We start from the raw sequence: 13628 nt of genomic DNA on the forward strand, positions 1-13628 counted from the left end.
TCGAGCGGAAGGTCAGGCGACCCCGTTGAACAGCGAGGTGACCGAGCCGTTCTCGAAGACCTCGCGGATCGTCTGCGCGAGCAGCGGAGCGATCGACAGCACGGTGAGGCAGTCGAACTGCTTCTCCGGCGGGATCGGCAGCGTGTTGGTGACGATGACCTCCTTGGCGCCGCACGAAGCGAGGCGCTCGGCGGCCGGGTCGGAGAGCACACCGTGGGTGGCGGCGATGATGACGTCGCCCGCGCCGGCCTCCTTGAGGATCTTCACGGCGCCGGCGATGGTGCCACCGGTGTCGATCATGTCGTCGATCAGGATGCAGGTGCGGCCCTCGACCTCACCGACCACGCGGTTCGACTTGACCTGGTTGGGCACCAGCGGGTCGCGGGTCTTGTGGATGAACGCCAGCGGCGCGCCACCGAGGGTGTCGGCCCACTTCTCGGCCACCCGCACGCGACCGGAGTCGGGGGAGACCACGGCGATGTTCTCGACGCCGTACTTGCCGCGGATGTACTCGGCGAGCTGACCCTGTGCGTGCATGTGGTCGACCGGACCGTCGAAGAAGCCCTGGATCTGATCGGTGTGCAGGTCGACCGTGATGATGCGGTCGGCGCCGGCGGTCTTGAGCAGATCGGCGATCAGGCGGGCGGAGATGGGCTCGCGGCCGCGGTGCTTCTTGTCCTGACGGGCGTAGGGGTAGAACGGCAGGATCGCGGTGATGCGCTTGGCCGAACCACGCTTGAGCGCGTCGATCATGATGAGCTGCTCCATGACCCACTGGTTCAGCGGGAACGGATGGCTCTGCAGCACGAAGGCATCCGAACCGCGCACCGACTCCTCGAAACGCACGAACGTCTCACCGTTCGCGAAGTCCCGTGCCGTCTGCGGGGTGAGGGGGACGCCCAGTTCCTTCGCGACCTGCTCTGCCAGCTCGGGATGGGCCCGGCCGGAGAAGAGCATCAAGTTCTTCTGGTTGTCGATCCAATTGGTCACTGGTTCTGGCCGTCCTTCTGGCGATCGTGGTCGTGCGGCTGCTGTGCTCTCGATGCTGCCTCGGCAGCGGGGGTACCGGCGCGATTTCGCTGAACCCACCCGTCAATATTGCGCTGTGGCGTACCCGACACCGCCAGCGCCCCCGGAGGAACGTCGCGACGGAGTACTGTTCCGGCGCCCGTGTAGGCGCCGTCGCCCACCGTGAGGGGAGCGACGAACATAGTGTCCGACCCGGTCCGGACGTGCGATCCGACGACCGTGCGGTACTTCTTCACCCCGTCGTAGTTGACGAACACGCTCGATGCCCCGATGTTGGAGTGCTCGCCGATCTCCGCGTCGCCGACATAAGTGAGGTGGGGGACCTTCGAATGCGCTCCGATCTGCGCGTTCTTCGTCTCGACGAAGGCGCCGAGCTTGCCGCACGCGCCGAGTTCGGTGCCGGGGCGCAGGTAGGTGAACGGGCCGACGGTGGCCTCCGCGCCGATCACGGCGTCGGAGCCGTGGGTGCGCATCACGGTGGCGCCGGCGCCGACCTGCACGTCGGTCAGCGTCGTGTCGGGGCCGACCTCCGCGTCGTCGGCGATCACCGTGCGGCCGCGCAACTGCACACCCGGGTGGATGGTGACGTCGGCGCCGAGCACGACGTCGACGTCGATCCACGTCGAAGCCGGGTCGATCACCGTGACACCCTCGCGCATCCAGTGCTCGAGCAGGCGCCGGTTGAGTTCGGTGGTCAGTGCGGCGAGCTGGACGCGGTCGTTGACGCCGGAGACCTGCACCGCGTCGTCGGTGTGGAGTCCGCGGACGGTGTGGCCCTCGTTGCGGGCGATCTTCACGACGTCGGTCAGGTACAGCTCGCCCTGCGAGTTGTCGGCGCTCAGCTTGCCGAGCGCGGATCGCAGCGCGGCCGCGTCGAAGGCGTACACGCCCGTGTTGATCTCCTGGATCGCGCGCTGCGTCGGCGAGGCGTCCTTCTCCTCGACGATCCCGGCGACGTCGCCGTCGGTGGTGCGCACGATGCGTCCGTAGCCGGTCGGCTCGGACACCGTCGTGGTGAGGACGGTGACGGCGGCAGGTTCGGTGTCGAGGTGCGCGTCGAGCAGTTCCTGCAGGGTGTCGGAGCGGAGCAGCGGGACGTCGCCGGCGGTGACGACGACCGTGCCGTCGAAGTCGTCGGGGAGGGCACCGAGGCCGCACTCCACGGCGTGGCCGGTGCCGAGCTGTTCCTCCTGGACGGTCACCCGGATCTCGCGGTCGAGATCCGCGGCGACGGCGCTCACCTCGGCGGAGACCTCCTCGCGGCGGTGCCCGACGACGGTGACGAGATGGGCGGGTCCGAGTGCGGCGGCGGCGTACAGGGAGTGAGCGAGCATCGTGCGTCCACCGAGGGTGTGCAACACCTTCGGTGTCTTCGACCGCATCCTTGTTCCTGCTCCGGCTGCCAGCACGACGATCGCGGTCTGCACCTGCATGTAGCTCCCTCGACACGTTTCTGTACGCCGGTCCGTGCGTACACCGGGGAAGCGCTGAGGCTCCCCGGGACGGTTCCCGCTCCGCCGCCAGGACTCGAACCTGAACTATCTGAACCAAAATCAGAGGTGCTGCCGATTACACCACGGCGGATTGCCACACCCCCGCGGCGGAACCGGCGGGCGTGCGCCCCTGATCCTCGCACGAGACGGCGTCGACGTCGAACCTGGGGTGGCGCGATCGGGAATGGATAGGCTGTCGAACGTTCGAGTACGTCCCGCCGCCGAAGGAGGACCTGTGTCGCAGGCGTCGCAGAAGCGAACCGAGCGCACTCCGCGGATCCGGATGACGGGCACGCAGCGTCGGGAACAGCTCATCGAAATCGGTCGCGCCCTGTTCGCCGAGCGCGGCTACGAGGGCACCTCCATCGAGGAGATAGCCCAGCGGGCGCAGGTCTCCAAGCCGGTCGTCTACGAGCACTTCGGCGGTAAGGAAGGTCTCTACGCGGTGGTCGTGGACCGCGAGATGACCGTGCTGATGTCGATGGTCACCGAGAGCCTCACCCGCAACCGGTCGAGGATCCGCGTCGAGCGGGCCGCGCTCGCTCTGCTCACCTACATAGAGGAGCGCACCGACGGCTTCCGAATCCTCGTGCGCGACTCGCCGATGTCCGCCGAGGAAGGCACCTATTCGAGTCTGCTCAACGAGGCGATGCGTCAGGTGGGGAAGCTGTTGACCGGCGACTTCTCCCGGCGGGGGCTCAACCCGGAGTTCGCTCCGCTCTACGCCCAGGCTCTCGTCGGCATGGTCGCCACCACTGCGACGTGGTGGCTCGACCGCCGCACTCCGTCGAAGGAGGACGTCGCGGCCCACCTCGTGAACCTGTGCTGGAACGGCCTCATCGGTCTGGAAGCGGACCCGAAGCTCGGGGAACCCCCGGTTTCCGAATAGTCCTCTCGTTTCCGGGACCGTCTGCTCTCTACTTTCAGGTAAGTGGCGTTATCGTTGGGATACCCGTGAGAAGGCAGGCTGTGGTGGGACGACAAGTACGCGCAGAGGTGACACGCGAATCGGTGCTGCAGGGCGCAGCGACGATCTTCGTGCGCGACGGGTACGCGGACGCGAACCTGGGCGACATCATCGAGGAGGCCGGCGTCACCAAGGGTGCGCTGTACTTCCACTTCGGTTCGAAGGAAGAACTGGCGCGCGGGGTGATCGACTCCGGCTATCTCCGCTTCGAGGCCGCCGCCGAGTCCAAGATGGACCGCCGTTCCCCGGCGCTCGAGACACTGATCGACCTGTCGGTCCTGCACGTCGACATGTCCGAGACCGATTCCGTGGTGCGGGCGATGTTCCGGCTGCTGGTCGAGATCGGCGACTACCAGGGCACCGAGCACCGGCCCTACGAGATCTGGCAGAACAACCTGCAGGAGCTCGCGGCCCGGGCCGCCGACGAGGGCGACCTCGTCGAGGACGTCGACGTCCACGCGGTCTCCCTGCTGCTGCTCGAACAGGCGATGGGCGCCCGGATCATGGCGAACGCTCTCAAGGCGACCGAACGGCTCGCAGAGCAGACCGGTGCGATGTGGCAGATGATCCTGCCCGCGCTGGTGCCGGCGAACAAGCTCGAATACTTCCGGCAGTTCGTGGAGCGCCGTCTGCGGCTGCAGTCGTGACCTTCGGGCCGTTCTCCGCCGAGGAGGCCCCCGCGGCGCTGGCGGGTCTGCTCGACCGGTTCGGGTCCGACACCGCCGTGACGATCGGTGTCGTGCCGTCGTTGCTCACCATCGCCCAGGCCGCCGACGTCCTCGGCTGCTCCCGCCGGCACGTCGCGCGCCTGGTCGACACGGGCGCACTCTCCGCCGACTTCCACGGCCTGCACCGGCGGGTGTTGCGCTCCGACGTCCTCGACCTCGCGAAGCAGCAGGCGGAGGTGGTCACGACGGTCCTCGACGGACTCGCCGATCTCACGCGGCGCGAAGGACTGTACGACCCGTTCTGACAGCATGACGCGGCCCGCCGCGGCAGCACGGTACGGTCCGTTCCGACGGTTCGACGAAGGGTGACGATGCCGGTTCGAGTGGTGCTCGATGCGACGGTCCTCGCCCGCCCCCGCCTGCGCGATGTGGCGCTCGCCCTTACCGAAGACGGCCTCTACCAACCCTTCTGGAGCGACGGAATCATCGCGGAAGTGGACCGCCGACTGCCGCAGGAACTGCTGCGTCCCGCCCGCGACTTCCTCTTCGCCGAACTCGACCGCGCCTTCCCCGACGCCCGGGTGGTCTGGCCCACCACCGTGCTCCGCGAGGTGCCGCACGTGACGGGACCGAGGGAGGCACACGTGACCTCGGTGGCGCTGCTGTGCCACGCCGACGCCGTCGTCACCGCCGACCCCGAGCTCACCGGGGCACTGGAACGATCGGGTATCGAAGCGTGGACACCCGACGCTTTCGTCACCTTCGCGCTCGACGCCGATCCCGTCCGCACCCGCGCGGCACTGCTGAGAATGGTGCGCCGTCGCTGGCTCGCCGACGATGACACCCGGCGCGAGGCGGACGACGACGAACTGTTCGCACGGCTGGCCGAGTGGGCCGCGCGCGACCTCGGTGCAAACAGCGCCGACCTCCTCGCGCCCCCGGCGCGGTAGCGCGTTTCACGCCCCCGGCGCGGTAGCGCGTTTCACGCCCCGGCGCGGTGACGCGCGGGGAACAGCGGAATAGACTCGACAAGGTTCTCGTCCCACACTCAGGAGCGCCTTCCTTGTCTGCTGTGCCCCCGGCCGCTGTCCCACTGTCCGGATTGGCGCGGATCGCGCTGGCCGACGACAGACTGCGCAGGATCGGCGAGCTCGCCGGTTCCGCCGAACAGGAGATCGTCGCCCCACCCGCCGCGCGGCCGTTCGTCGCGGCGGCGCTGGCCGAGAAGACACCTCTGCTCGTGGTCACCGCCACCGGACGCGAGGCCGACGATCTCACCGCCGAACTCACCGAGATGTTCGGCGAGGGCGTCACGCAGTTCCCCTCGTGGGAGACCTTGCCGCACGAGCGCCTGTCGCCGAGCGCCGACACGGTCGGCCGTCGCCTGCACGTCCTGCGTCGCCTCGCGCGTCCCGACGATCGCGATCTCGGGCCCGCACTGCGGGTCGTCGTCGCCACCGTGCGGTCGCTGGTGCAGCCGATGGCTCCCGGACTCGGCGAGATCGACCCCGTCACGCTGCGGGTCGGCACCGAACACGACTTCGAGGAACTCGTCGAGCGGCTCGTCGAACTGGCGTACACCCGCGTCGACATGGTCGGCAAGCGCGGTGAGTTCGCGGTGCGCGGCGGCATCCTCGACGTCTTCCCGCCCACCGCCGACCATCCGGTCCGCGTCGAGTTCTGGGGCGACGAGGTCACCGAACTTCGCTGCTTCTCCGTCGCCGACCAGCGTTCGATCTCCGAGGTCGACGTGCCGGTGCTCGTCGCGCCGCCGTGCCGCGAACTGCTGCTCACCGACGAGGTCAAGGCCCGCGCCGCGCAGCTCGCCGAGGACAACCCGGCCGATGCGGCGCTCGTCGAGATGCTCGACAAGATGGCCGGCGGCATCCCCGTCGAGGGCATGGAAGCGTTGCTGCCGGTGCTGCAGCCCGGCGAGTTGCAGTTGCTCACCGACGTTCTGCCCGCCGGGGCGCACGTGCTGATCTGCGACCCGGAGAAGGTCCGCACCCGTGCGAGCGATCTCGCCCGCACCGGGCAGGAGTTCCTCGAGGCGTCGTGGACGGCCGCCTCGATCGGTGGTGCGGCGCCGCTCGACACCTCGAACCTCAACGGGGTGGACGGCCGGAAGCTCGATCTCGGCGCGTCGGCCTACCGGTCGCTGCGTCAGGTGCGCGAGGCCGCGCAGGCCGCGGGCAGACCGTGGTGGACGCTCAGCCCGCTCGCCTCCGGTGCCGACACCGAACTCGTCCTCGACGTGCAGCCGGCCCCCGAGGTCCGCGGCTCCGAGGACCTGCTGTCGATGCTGTTCGTGAACCTGCGCGCCCACGTCACCGCGGGGGGCCGCGCGGTGATCGTCGTCGCCGGTGCGGGCACCGGACAGCGCATCCTCGAGCGGCTGAAGGAGAACGAGGTCCCCGCCGCGAAGCTCGAACCGGGCACCGAACCGGTGCGCGGGCAGGTCGGCGTCATGCGCGGTTGCCTGCACGAGGGCGTCGTCCTCCCCGGCAACGACGACAACGTGGTGCCGGGGCTGGTGGTCGTCACCGAGGCCGACCTCACCGGTAACCGCGTGGTCACCGAGGGCCGCAAGACTCCAGTCAAGCGTCGCAACCAGGTCGACCCGCTCGCCCTGAACGCCGGTGACTTCGTCGTCCACGACCAGCACGGCATCGGCAAGTTCGTCGAGATGGTCGAGCGCACGGTCGGTGGTGCCCGCCGCGAGTATCTCGTCATCGAGTACGCGCCCGGCAAGCGGGGCCAGCCCGGCGACAAGCTGTTCGTGCCGATGGAGCAGCTCGACCAGCTCTCTCGGTACGTCGGCGGTGAGCTGCCGTCCGTCAGCAAGCTCGGCGGATCCGACTGGGCCAACACCAAGCGCAAGGCGCGCAAGGCGGTTCGCGAGATCGCCGGCGAGCTCGTGCGGCTGTACGCGGCGCGGCAGGCCTCGCCCGGCCATGCCTTCGCGCCCGACTCGCCGTGGCAGAAGGAGATGGAGGACGCCTTCCCCTTCACGGAGACACAGGACCAGCTCACGGTGATCTCCGAGGTCAAGGCCGACATGGAGAAGGCGGTGCCGATGGACCGCGTCGTGATCGGCGACGTCGGCTACGGCAAGACCGAGATCGCGGTGCGTGCGGCCTTCAAGGCCGTGCAGGACGGCAAGCAGGTCGCGGTGCTCGTCCCCACGACCCTGCTCGCGCAGCAGCACCTGCAGACCTTCACCGAGCGGATGGCGGCTTTCCCCGTGACGGTGAAGGGGCTGAGCCGGTTCACCGACGCATCCGATTCGCGCGCGATCACCGAGGGCATGGCCGACGGCACCGTCGACATCGTCGTCGGCACCCACCGCCTGCTCCAGACCGGGATCCGCTGGAAGGACCTCGGTCTCGTGATCGTCGACGAGGAGCAGCGTTTCGGCGTCGAGCACAAGGAACACATCAAGGCGCTGCGCACGCACGTCGACGTGCTCACGATGTCGGCCACACCGATCCCGCGAACCCTCGAGATGAGCATGGCCGGGATCCGCGAGATGTCGACCATCCTCACCCCGCCCGAGGAGCGGCACCCGATCCTCACCTATGTGGGTGCCTACAACGACAAGCAGGTCGCCGCGGCGATCCGTCGAGAGCTGCTGCGCGACGGCCAGGTCTTCTACGTCCACAACCGGGTGAGCTCGATCGACAAGGCCGCCAAGCGACTCCGCGATCTCGTCCCCGAGGCGCGGGTCGCGGTCGCGCACGGGCAGATGAACGAGGAGACGCTCGAGAAGACGGTGCAGGGCTTCTGGCAGCGCGAGTTCGACGTGCTGGTGTGCACGACGATCGTCGAGACCGGCCTCGACATCTCGAACGCCAACACGCTCATCGTCGAACGTGCGGATTCGCTCGGTCTGTCGCAGCTGCACCAGTTGCGCGGCCGCGTCGGGCGTTCGCGTGAGCGCGGCTACGCGTACTTCCTGTACCCGGCGGAGAAGCCGCTGACGGAGACCGCCTACGACCGACTCGCCACGATCTCGCAGAATTCCGATCTCGGCGCGGGTATGGCCGTGGCCATGAAGGACCTCGAGATCCGCGGCGCCGGTAACGTTCTCGGTGCCGAACAGTCCGGCCACGTCGCCGGGGTGGGCTTCGACCTGTACGTGCGGCTCGTCGGCGAGGCCGTCGAGGCGTACCGGGCCGCGGCCGACGGCCGCACGGTCACCACCGACGAAGCGCCCAAGGAGGTGCGGATCGACCTTCCCGTCGATGCGCACATCCCGGCCGACTACGTCGCATCCGACCGGCTGCGCCTCGAGGCGTACCGCAAGCTCGCCGCCGCGAACGACGACGCCGCGATCGCCACGGTCGTCGACGAACTCGTCGACCGTTACGGTCCGCTGCCCGATGAGGTGCAGCGGCTCGTGTCCGTCGGCCGGTTGCGGTTGCTGTGCCGCGAGTACGGCCTCGAGGAGGTCGCGGTCACCGGCACCCAGATCCGGATCTCGCCGATGGAGCTGCCCGACTCGAAGCAGATGCGGCTCAAGCGGTTGTACCCGGGAGCGCAGTACCGCGCGACGAGCGGTCTCGTGCAACTGCCGATCCCGCGGACCGGCGGGGTCGGATCGGATCGGGTGCGCGACGTGGCGCTGCTGCAGTACATCGCCGACTTCCTGCTCGCCCTCGACGGCAAGCCGCAGGGCTCGGTGGACCTGAACAGCGCGGCGACGGTGAATGCATGACCGACTACACCGCTCTCGCCGAGGCGGCGGCCGTGATGGACAGACTGTGGTCGTTCGGGGGATGGGAGGTCACCCAGACCCACGAGAGTCTGCGCCGCTATCTGATCGAGGAGACCTACGAGGTTCTCGACGCCGTCGAGTCGGGTGATCCGGACGAGCTCCGCGAAGAACTCGGCGACCTGCTGCTGCAGGTGCTGTTCCACTCCCGGATCGCCGAGGCGAACGGGCAGTTCACGGTCGACGACGTGGCGGCGACGCTCGTCGCCAAGCTGGCCGCGCGCAGCCCGCACCTGACCAACGGGCACACCGGTCCGCTCGACGTCGCGGAGCAGGAAGCGGCGTGGGAGATCGCGAAGAAGACGGAGAAGGCACGCACGTCGTGCCTCGACGGGATCGCGATGGCGCAGCCCGCACTCTCCCTGGCCGACAAGGTGATCGAACGCGCGATGCGAGCGGGTTTCCCGGAGGACCTGGTGCCCGAGACGTTGCGGGTCGTCCGGATCACAGGCACGGGCGACACGGAGTCGACGCTCCGATCGGCGATTCTCGCGTTCGCCGGATCGATCCGGGCGGCGGAGAAGGCCGCGCACACCGACGGAGTTCCGCACGGCGGGCTCGACGAGGATGCGTGGCGTCGCTACTGGGCACCCGCCGGCGAGCACCGCGGGGGACCCGCAGACGAGCACCGCGGGGGACCCGCAGACGAGCACCGCGCCTGAATGTGTCTCACCCGACCCACCGGCCCCCGTGCCGGCTGTCGGGTGGAATACACCAGCGGCCCTCGAACTCCGGGAACTGCGCCCGCACTTCGGGGAGCAGATCGGGGATGGTGAGCAGGATGCAATCGGGGGATGCATCGCGCAGAGCGGTGAGGTCGACGATCGGGACGTCCGTTCCCGGCATTCGCCGTCCGGCCTTCGCCGGTGAGCCGTCGGCGACGGCCTCCATGACGGAGCGGTCGACACCCGCACGAGCGAACAGTGCCACGGCCCGGGAAGCCGCGCCGTAGGCGAAGACCCGTCGGTGTTCGGCGGCCGACTTGCGCAGCCAGGAGACCAGTTCGTCCACCTGGCGGTCGGCCCGCCGTTGCAGGGTGCGGAGTGTCGCAGCGCTCGTGATGCCGGTCGCCCGTTCGGCGGCGAGGATCCGGCGTGCACTCAGTCCCGCATTCTACAGATCGGTGGTGACCGGCTTCGAGCTGTTGGTGCTCGTGATCGCCCACGTGGTCGTCACGGTCGGATACCACTGCTTCGACCAGATCGACTCGTGGCGTACCCCCGTTCTCATCGGCGCCTCGACGACTGCGGCGATCGTCTCCCTCGGAATCCAGAAGGCCTGGTACGAAAGAATTCTCGGAACCGGCACAGAGGAGTACCGGAGGGTCGCCCGCGGATACGTCTTCGCCGTCGCCGCCCTGGCCGTCGCCGGATACGGATGGGGGCACCTCGGCCGGTCAGTCCTGGACGTTCGGTTCGCTGCTGATCGCTCTCGTGCTCACCCTGTTGGGGCGGACGCTGCTCCGCCGTCACCTCTCGAAGGCCCGCACCGAGGGTCGATATCTGCACTCGGTGCTCGTGGCCGGAGACGTGGAGTAGGTGCACGAGGTGGTCGCCCGGGCCGACTGCCTCCGACGCGCCGGATGGCGGGTCGACGGCATCTGCCTCGCCGTCGACCGCGGCGCCGACTCCCTGCCGGTGGCCATCGACGACATCCCCGTCCTCGGCACCGACGAGATCGTCCTGGCCGTCGCCGAGCAGCACAACTTCGAGGCCGTCGCACTCCTGCCCTCCGGTTGGTGGCCGCACGCGCGGACACGCAGACTCGGCTGGGACCTCGAGAAGATCGGTGCCGAGCTCCTCATCGCCCCCGTGCTTATGGACGTCGTCGGCCCGCGCCTGCACATCTCCCCGCTCGAGGGGCTGCCCCTGTTGCAGATGAGCGCCCCCAGCTACAGTGGCCCGGCCTGGATCGTGAAGAACGTCTTCGATCGGGTCCTCGCGGTGCTGATCCTGATGGTGATCGCGCCGGCACTGCTCGCCGTCGCGGTCGCGATCAAGGTCGGCAGCAGAGGACCGATCCTCTTCCGTCAGCAACGGGTGGGACGCGGCGGAACCCCGTTCACGATGTACAAGTTCCGCAGCATGGTCGTCGGCGCCGACGAGCACAAGGACGACATCGCCGATCACGACATCGGTGCCGGAGTCGGCCCGCGCCCACCGCTCGAATGCGAGGTCGCCCGGTACGGAGAGGACGGCGCGGCGCGGCGGTTGTTCGTCAAACCGGGTGTGACGGGACTGTGGCAGGTCAACGGACGCAGCAATCTGTCCTGGGACGAGTCGGTACGGGCCGATCTGCGGTACGTCGAGAACTGGACCTTCATGCTCGACCTGTCGATCCTGCGTCGCACCATCCGGGCGGTCCTCAGCGGGGACGGCGCGTATCGAGGGACATCGCTGCCGAAACAGCGGTGGAGTCCGACCCCTCGCGGATTCCACCCTCCGAGGCCGGCGCCGACGATCAGGCGGGATCGTCGGCGCCGGTGCGTCTACATGGGGTTTTCGTCCCGTATGGAATATGGAGGGGTGCCGTCCGATCGAGAACCCCGACGCTGGCTGTGGCCGGTGGTCCTGCTCAGTGCACTCGTCGCCGTCGTCTTCGTGGCGGTCGAGTCCGCTCTGCACTCACCCCGGCGACCGTCCGTCGAGATCCCCGACGGCGTTCCACCGGCTCCCGGTCTGCCCGTTCCTCCCATCGACGTGAACGGTCCCGGCCGCACAGCGGCGCAGCTCGCCGACTGGGCCGAATCACAGTCCCGCGAACTGGGCATCCCCACCACCGCACTCGAGGCGTACGGGCACGCGGCGGCCGTCCTGGCCGTCGGCACCCCCGACTGCGGCCTGTCGTGGACGACCCTCGCCGGCATCGGCAACGTGGAGAGCAGCCACGGACGGTTCGGCGGCGCCTCCCTCGGATCCGACGGCAACGTCTCACCGCCCATCCGGGGTGTCCCGCTCGACGGCACCCGGGGCAACGCCGAGATCCGCGACACCGACGGTGGCCGCCTCGACGGCGACCCGGTGCTCGACCGGGCGGTCGGGCCGATGCAGTTCATCCCCGAGACCTGGGAACGATGGGGTGTCGACGCGAACGGCGACGGCATCGCCGACCCCGACAACATCGACGACGCGGCCCTGACCGCAGGCCGCTATCTGTGCGACCGCGGAGGCGACCTGACCACCGCGGAGGGCTGGACGAACGCCCTGATGGCTTACAACCGCTCCACCGAATACCTGATGCTCGTCCGCGACCGCGCCGCCGCCTACGGCGTGGGAGTGCGGCCGTAGACAGTACCGCGCCGGGCCTCGAGCGCGCCTGTACCTCACACGCAGGTCGCGACCGTTAGGCTGTCCCCAGCGTGCAGACACCGCAGCGTGACAGTCCATCGAAGGAGAATCAGCCAGTGGCCATCATTGAGCAGGTAGGAGCCCGCGAAATCCTCGACTCCCGTGGCAACCCCACGGTCGAGGTCGAAGTGCTGCTCGAGGACGGAAGTTTCGCCCGCGCTGCAGTGCCGTCGGGCGCCTCCACCGGCGAGCACGAGGCCGTCGAGCTGCGTGACGGCGGCGAGCGTTACCTCGGCAAGGGTGTCGAGAAGGCCGTCGAGGCGGTTCTCGCCGAGATCGGCCCGGCCATCATCGGCCTCGACGCCACCGAGCAGCGCACCGTCGACCAGGCACTCCTCGACGCCGACGGGACCCCCGACAAGGGCCGCCTCGGCGCGAACGCCCTGCTCGGCGCGTCGCTCGCCGTCGCGAAGGCCGGCGCGGAGTCGTCCGGACTCGAGCTGTTCCGCTACGTCGGCGGCCCGAACGCCCACATCCTTCCCGTTCCGATGATGAACATCCTCAACGGCGGCGCCCACGCCGACACGGGCGTCGACGTCCAGGAGTTCATGGTCGCCCCGATCGGCGCCCCGACCTTCAAGGAATCCCTCCGCTGGGGTGCCGAGGTCTACCACTCCCTCAAGTCCGTGCTCAAGAGCAAGGGCCTGGCCACCGGCCTCGGCGACGAGGGCGGCTTCGCTCCCGACGTCGCGGGCACCAAGGCCGCGCTCGACCTGATCAGCGAGGCGATCTCCAAGACCGGCCTGAAGCTGGGCAGCGATGTCGCGCTCGCGCTGGACGTCGCGGCCACCGAGTTCTACACCGAGGGCACCGGCTACAAGTTCGAGGGCCAGAACCGCACGGCCGCCGAGATGGGCGCCTTCTACGCCGAGCTGCTCGGCCAGTACCCGCTGGTCTCCATCGAGGATCCGCTCAGCGAGGACGACTGGGAGGGCTGGGTCGCGCTCACCGAGGAGATCGGCGACAGGATCCAGCTCGTCGGCGACGACCTGTTCGTCACCAACCCGGAGCGCCTCGAGGACGGCATCGTCAAGGGCGCCGCGAACGCGCTGCTCGTGAAGGTCAACCAGATCGGCACCCTCACCGAGACCCTCGACGCCGTCGACCTCGCACACCGCAACGGCTACAAGACGATGATGAGCCACCGGTCCGGCGAGACCGAGGACACCACCATCGCCGATCTCGCCGTCGCCGTCGGCAGCGGACAGATCAAGACCGGCGCGCCCGCCCGCTCCGAGCGTGTCGCCAAGTACAACCAGCTGCTGCGCATCGAGGAGTCCCTCGGTGACGTCGCTCGTTACGCCGGCGAGCTCGCCTTCCCGCGGTTCTCCGTCGAGGGCTGATCGCCGG

11 protein-coding genes, 1 tRNA gene and 1 pseudogene are annotated in these 13628 nt (G+C 69.0%); 9 read left to right on the forward strand and 4 right to left on the reverse strand.

Annotated features, from left to right (window positions below):
- Positions 1 to 12: 12 nt before the first annotated feature.
- The 3 genes from KXC42_RS05420 to KXC42_RS05430 form a co-directional block, all read right to left on the reverse strand.
- Complete coding sequence (locus KXC42_RS05420; protein ID WP_039584577.1) at positions 13 to 990, reverse strand: ribose-phosphate diphosphokinase; 978 nt, start codon at positions 988 to 990, stop codon at positions 13 to 15.
- On the reverse strand, positions 987 to 2462 hold the full coding sequence (gene glmU / locus KXC42_RS05425) for a bifunctional UDP-N-acetylglucosamine diphosphorylase/glucosamine-1-phosphate N-acetyltransferase GlmU (RefSeq protein WP_006553848.1): 1476 nt from the start codon (positions 2460 to 2462) through the stop codon (positions 987 to 989). The genes KXC42_RS05420 and glmU overlap by 4 nt, the downstream gene beginning before the upstream one ends.
- A 79-nt stretch (positions 2463 to 2541) precedes the next feature.
- Positions 2542 to 2613, reverse strand: a tRNA-Gln gene (locus KXC42_RS05430).
- Positions 2614 to 2805: 192 nt separating this feature from the next.
- Here KXC42_RS05430 and KXC42_RS05435 point away from each other — a divergent pair.
- From KXC42_RS05435 to KXC42_RS05460, 6 genes are all read left to right on the forward strand, one after another.
- Positions 2806 to 3411 (forward strand): TetR/AcrR family transcriptional regulator, encoded by a 606-nt coding sequence (locus KXC42_RS05435; RefSeq protein ID WP_024103232.1) that lies wholly within the window; start codon positions 2806 to 2808, stop codon positions 3409 to 3411.
- An 83-nt stretch (positions 3412 to 3494) separates the two neighbouring features.
- On the forward strand, positions 3495 to 4136 hold the full coding sequence (locus KXC42_RS05440) for a ScbR family autoregulator-binding transcription factor (RefSeq protein WP_033098277.1): 642 nt from the start codon (positions 3495 to 3497) through the stop codon (positions 4134 to 4136).
- Positions 4133 to 4462, forward strand: coding sequence for a helix-turn-helix domain-containing protein (locus KXC42_RS05445; protein ID WP_006553851.1), 330 nt, complete (start codon positions 4133 to 4135; stop codon positions 4460 to 4462). The genes KXC42_RS05440 and KXC42_RS05445 overlap by 4 nt, the downstream gene beginning before the upstream one ends.
- 66 nt (positions 4463 to 4528) lie before the next feature.
- A complete protein-coding gene (locus KXC42_RS05450) occupies positions 4529 to 5107 on the forward strand; it encodes a PIN domain-containing protein (protein ID WP_039584602.1) in 579 nt (192 codons plus the stop codon).
- A 113-nt stretch (positions 5108 to 5220) separates the two neighbouring features.
- Positions 5221 to 8874, forward strand: a complete 3654-nt coding sequence (gene mfd, locus KXC42_RS05455) for a transcription-repair coupling factor (protein ID WP_039584578.1) — start codon at positions 5221 to 5223, stop codon at positions 8872 to 8874.
- Complete coding sequence (locus KXC42_RS05460) at positions 8871 to 9593, forward strand: MazG family protein (RefSeq protein ID WP_006553854.1); 723 nt, start codon at positions 8871 to 8873, stop codon at positions 9591 to 9593. The genes mfd and KXC42_RS05460 overlap by 4 nt, the downstream gene beginning before the upstream one ends.
- Positions 9594 to 9600: 7 nt before the next feature.
- On the opposite strand, the gene KXC42_RS05465 is transcribed toward KXC42_RS05460, so the two are convergent.
- Complete coding sequence (locus KXC42_RS05465; protein ID WP_306839277.1) at positions 9601 to 10035, reverse strand: hypothetical protein; 435 nt, start codon at positions 10033 to 10035, stop codon at positions 9601 to 9603.
- Positions 10036 to 10886: 851 nt separating this feature from the next.
- Between KXC42_RS05465 and KXC42_RS27085 the strand changes: the two are divergent.
- The 3 genes and pseudogenes from KXC42_RS27085 to eno form a co-directional block, all read left to right on the forward strand.
- Positions 10887 to 11237: pseudogene (locus KXC42_RS27085) on the forward strand (sugar transferase); the annotation flags it as partial.
- Between the two features lie 204 nt (positions 11238 to 11441).
- Entirely contained in the window at positions 11442 to 12218 is a 777-nt protein-coding gene (locus tag KXC42_RS05475; RefSeq protein WP_232238154.1) for a lytic murein transglycosylase, read from the forward strand.
- Positions 12219 to 12334: 116 nt separating this feature from the next.
- Positions 12335 to 13621 (forward strand): phosphopyruvate hydratase, encoded by a 1287-nt coding sequence (gene eno / locus KXC42_RS05480; RefSeq protein ID WP_006553858.1) that lies wholly within the window; start codon positions 12335 to 12337, stop codon positions 13619 to 13621.
- The last annotated feature ends 7 nt before the right edge of the window (positions 13622 to 13628 follow it).

Origin of the sequence: Rhodococcus sp. LW-XY12, assembly GCF_019317345.1 — a bacterium.
Taxonomy (GTDB): domain Bacteria; phylum Actinomycetota; class Actinomycetes; order Mycobacteriales; family Mycobacteriaceae; genus Rhodococcus; species Rhodococcus pyridinivorans.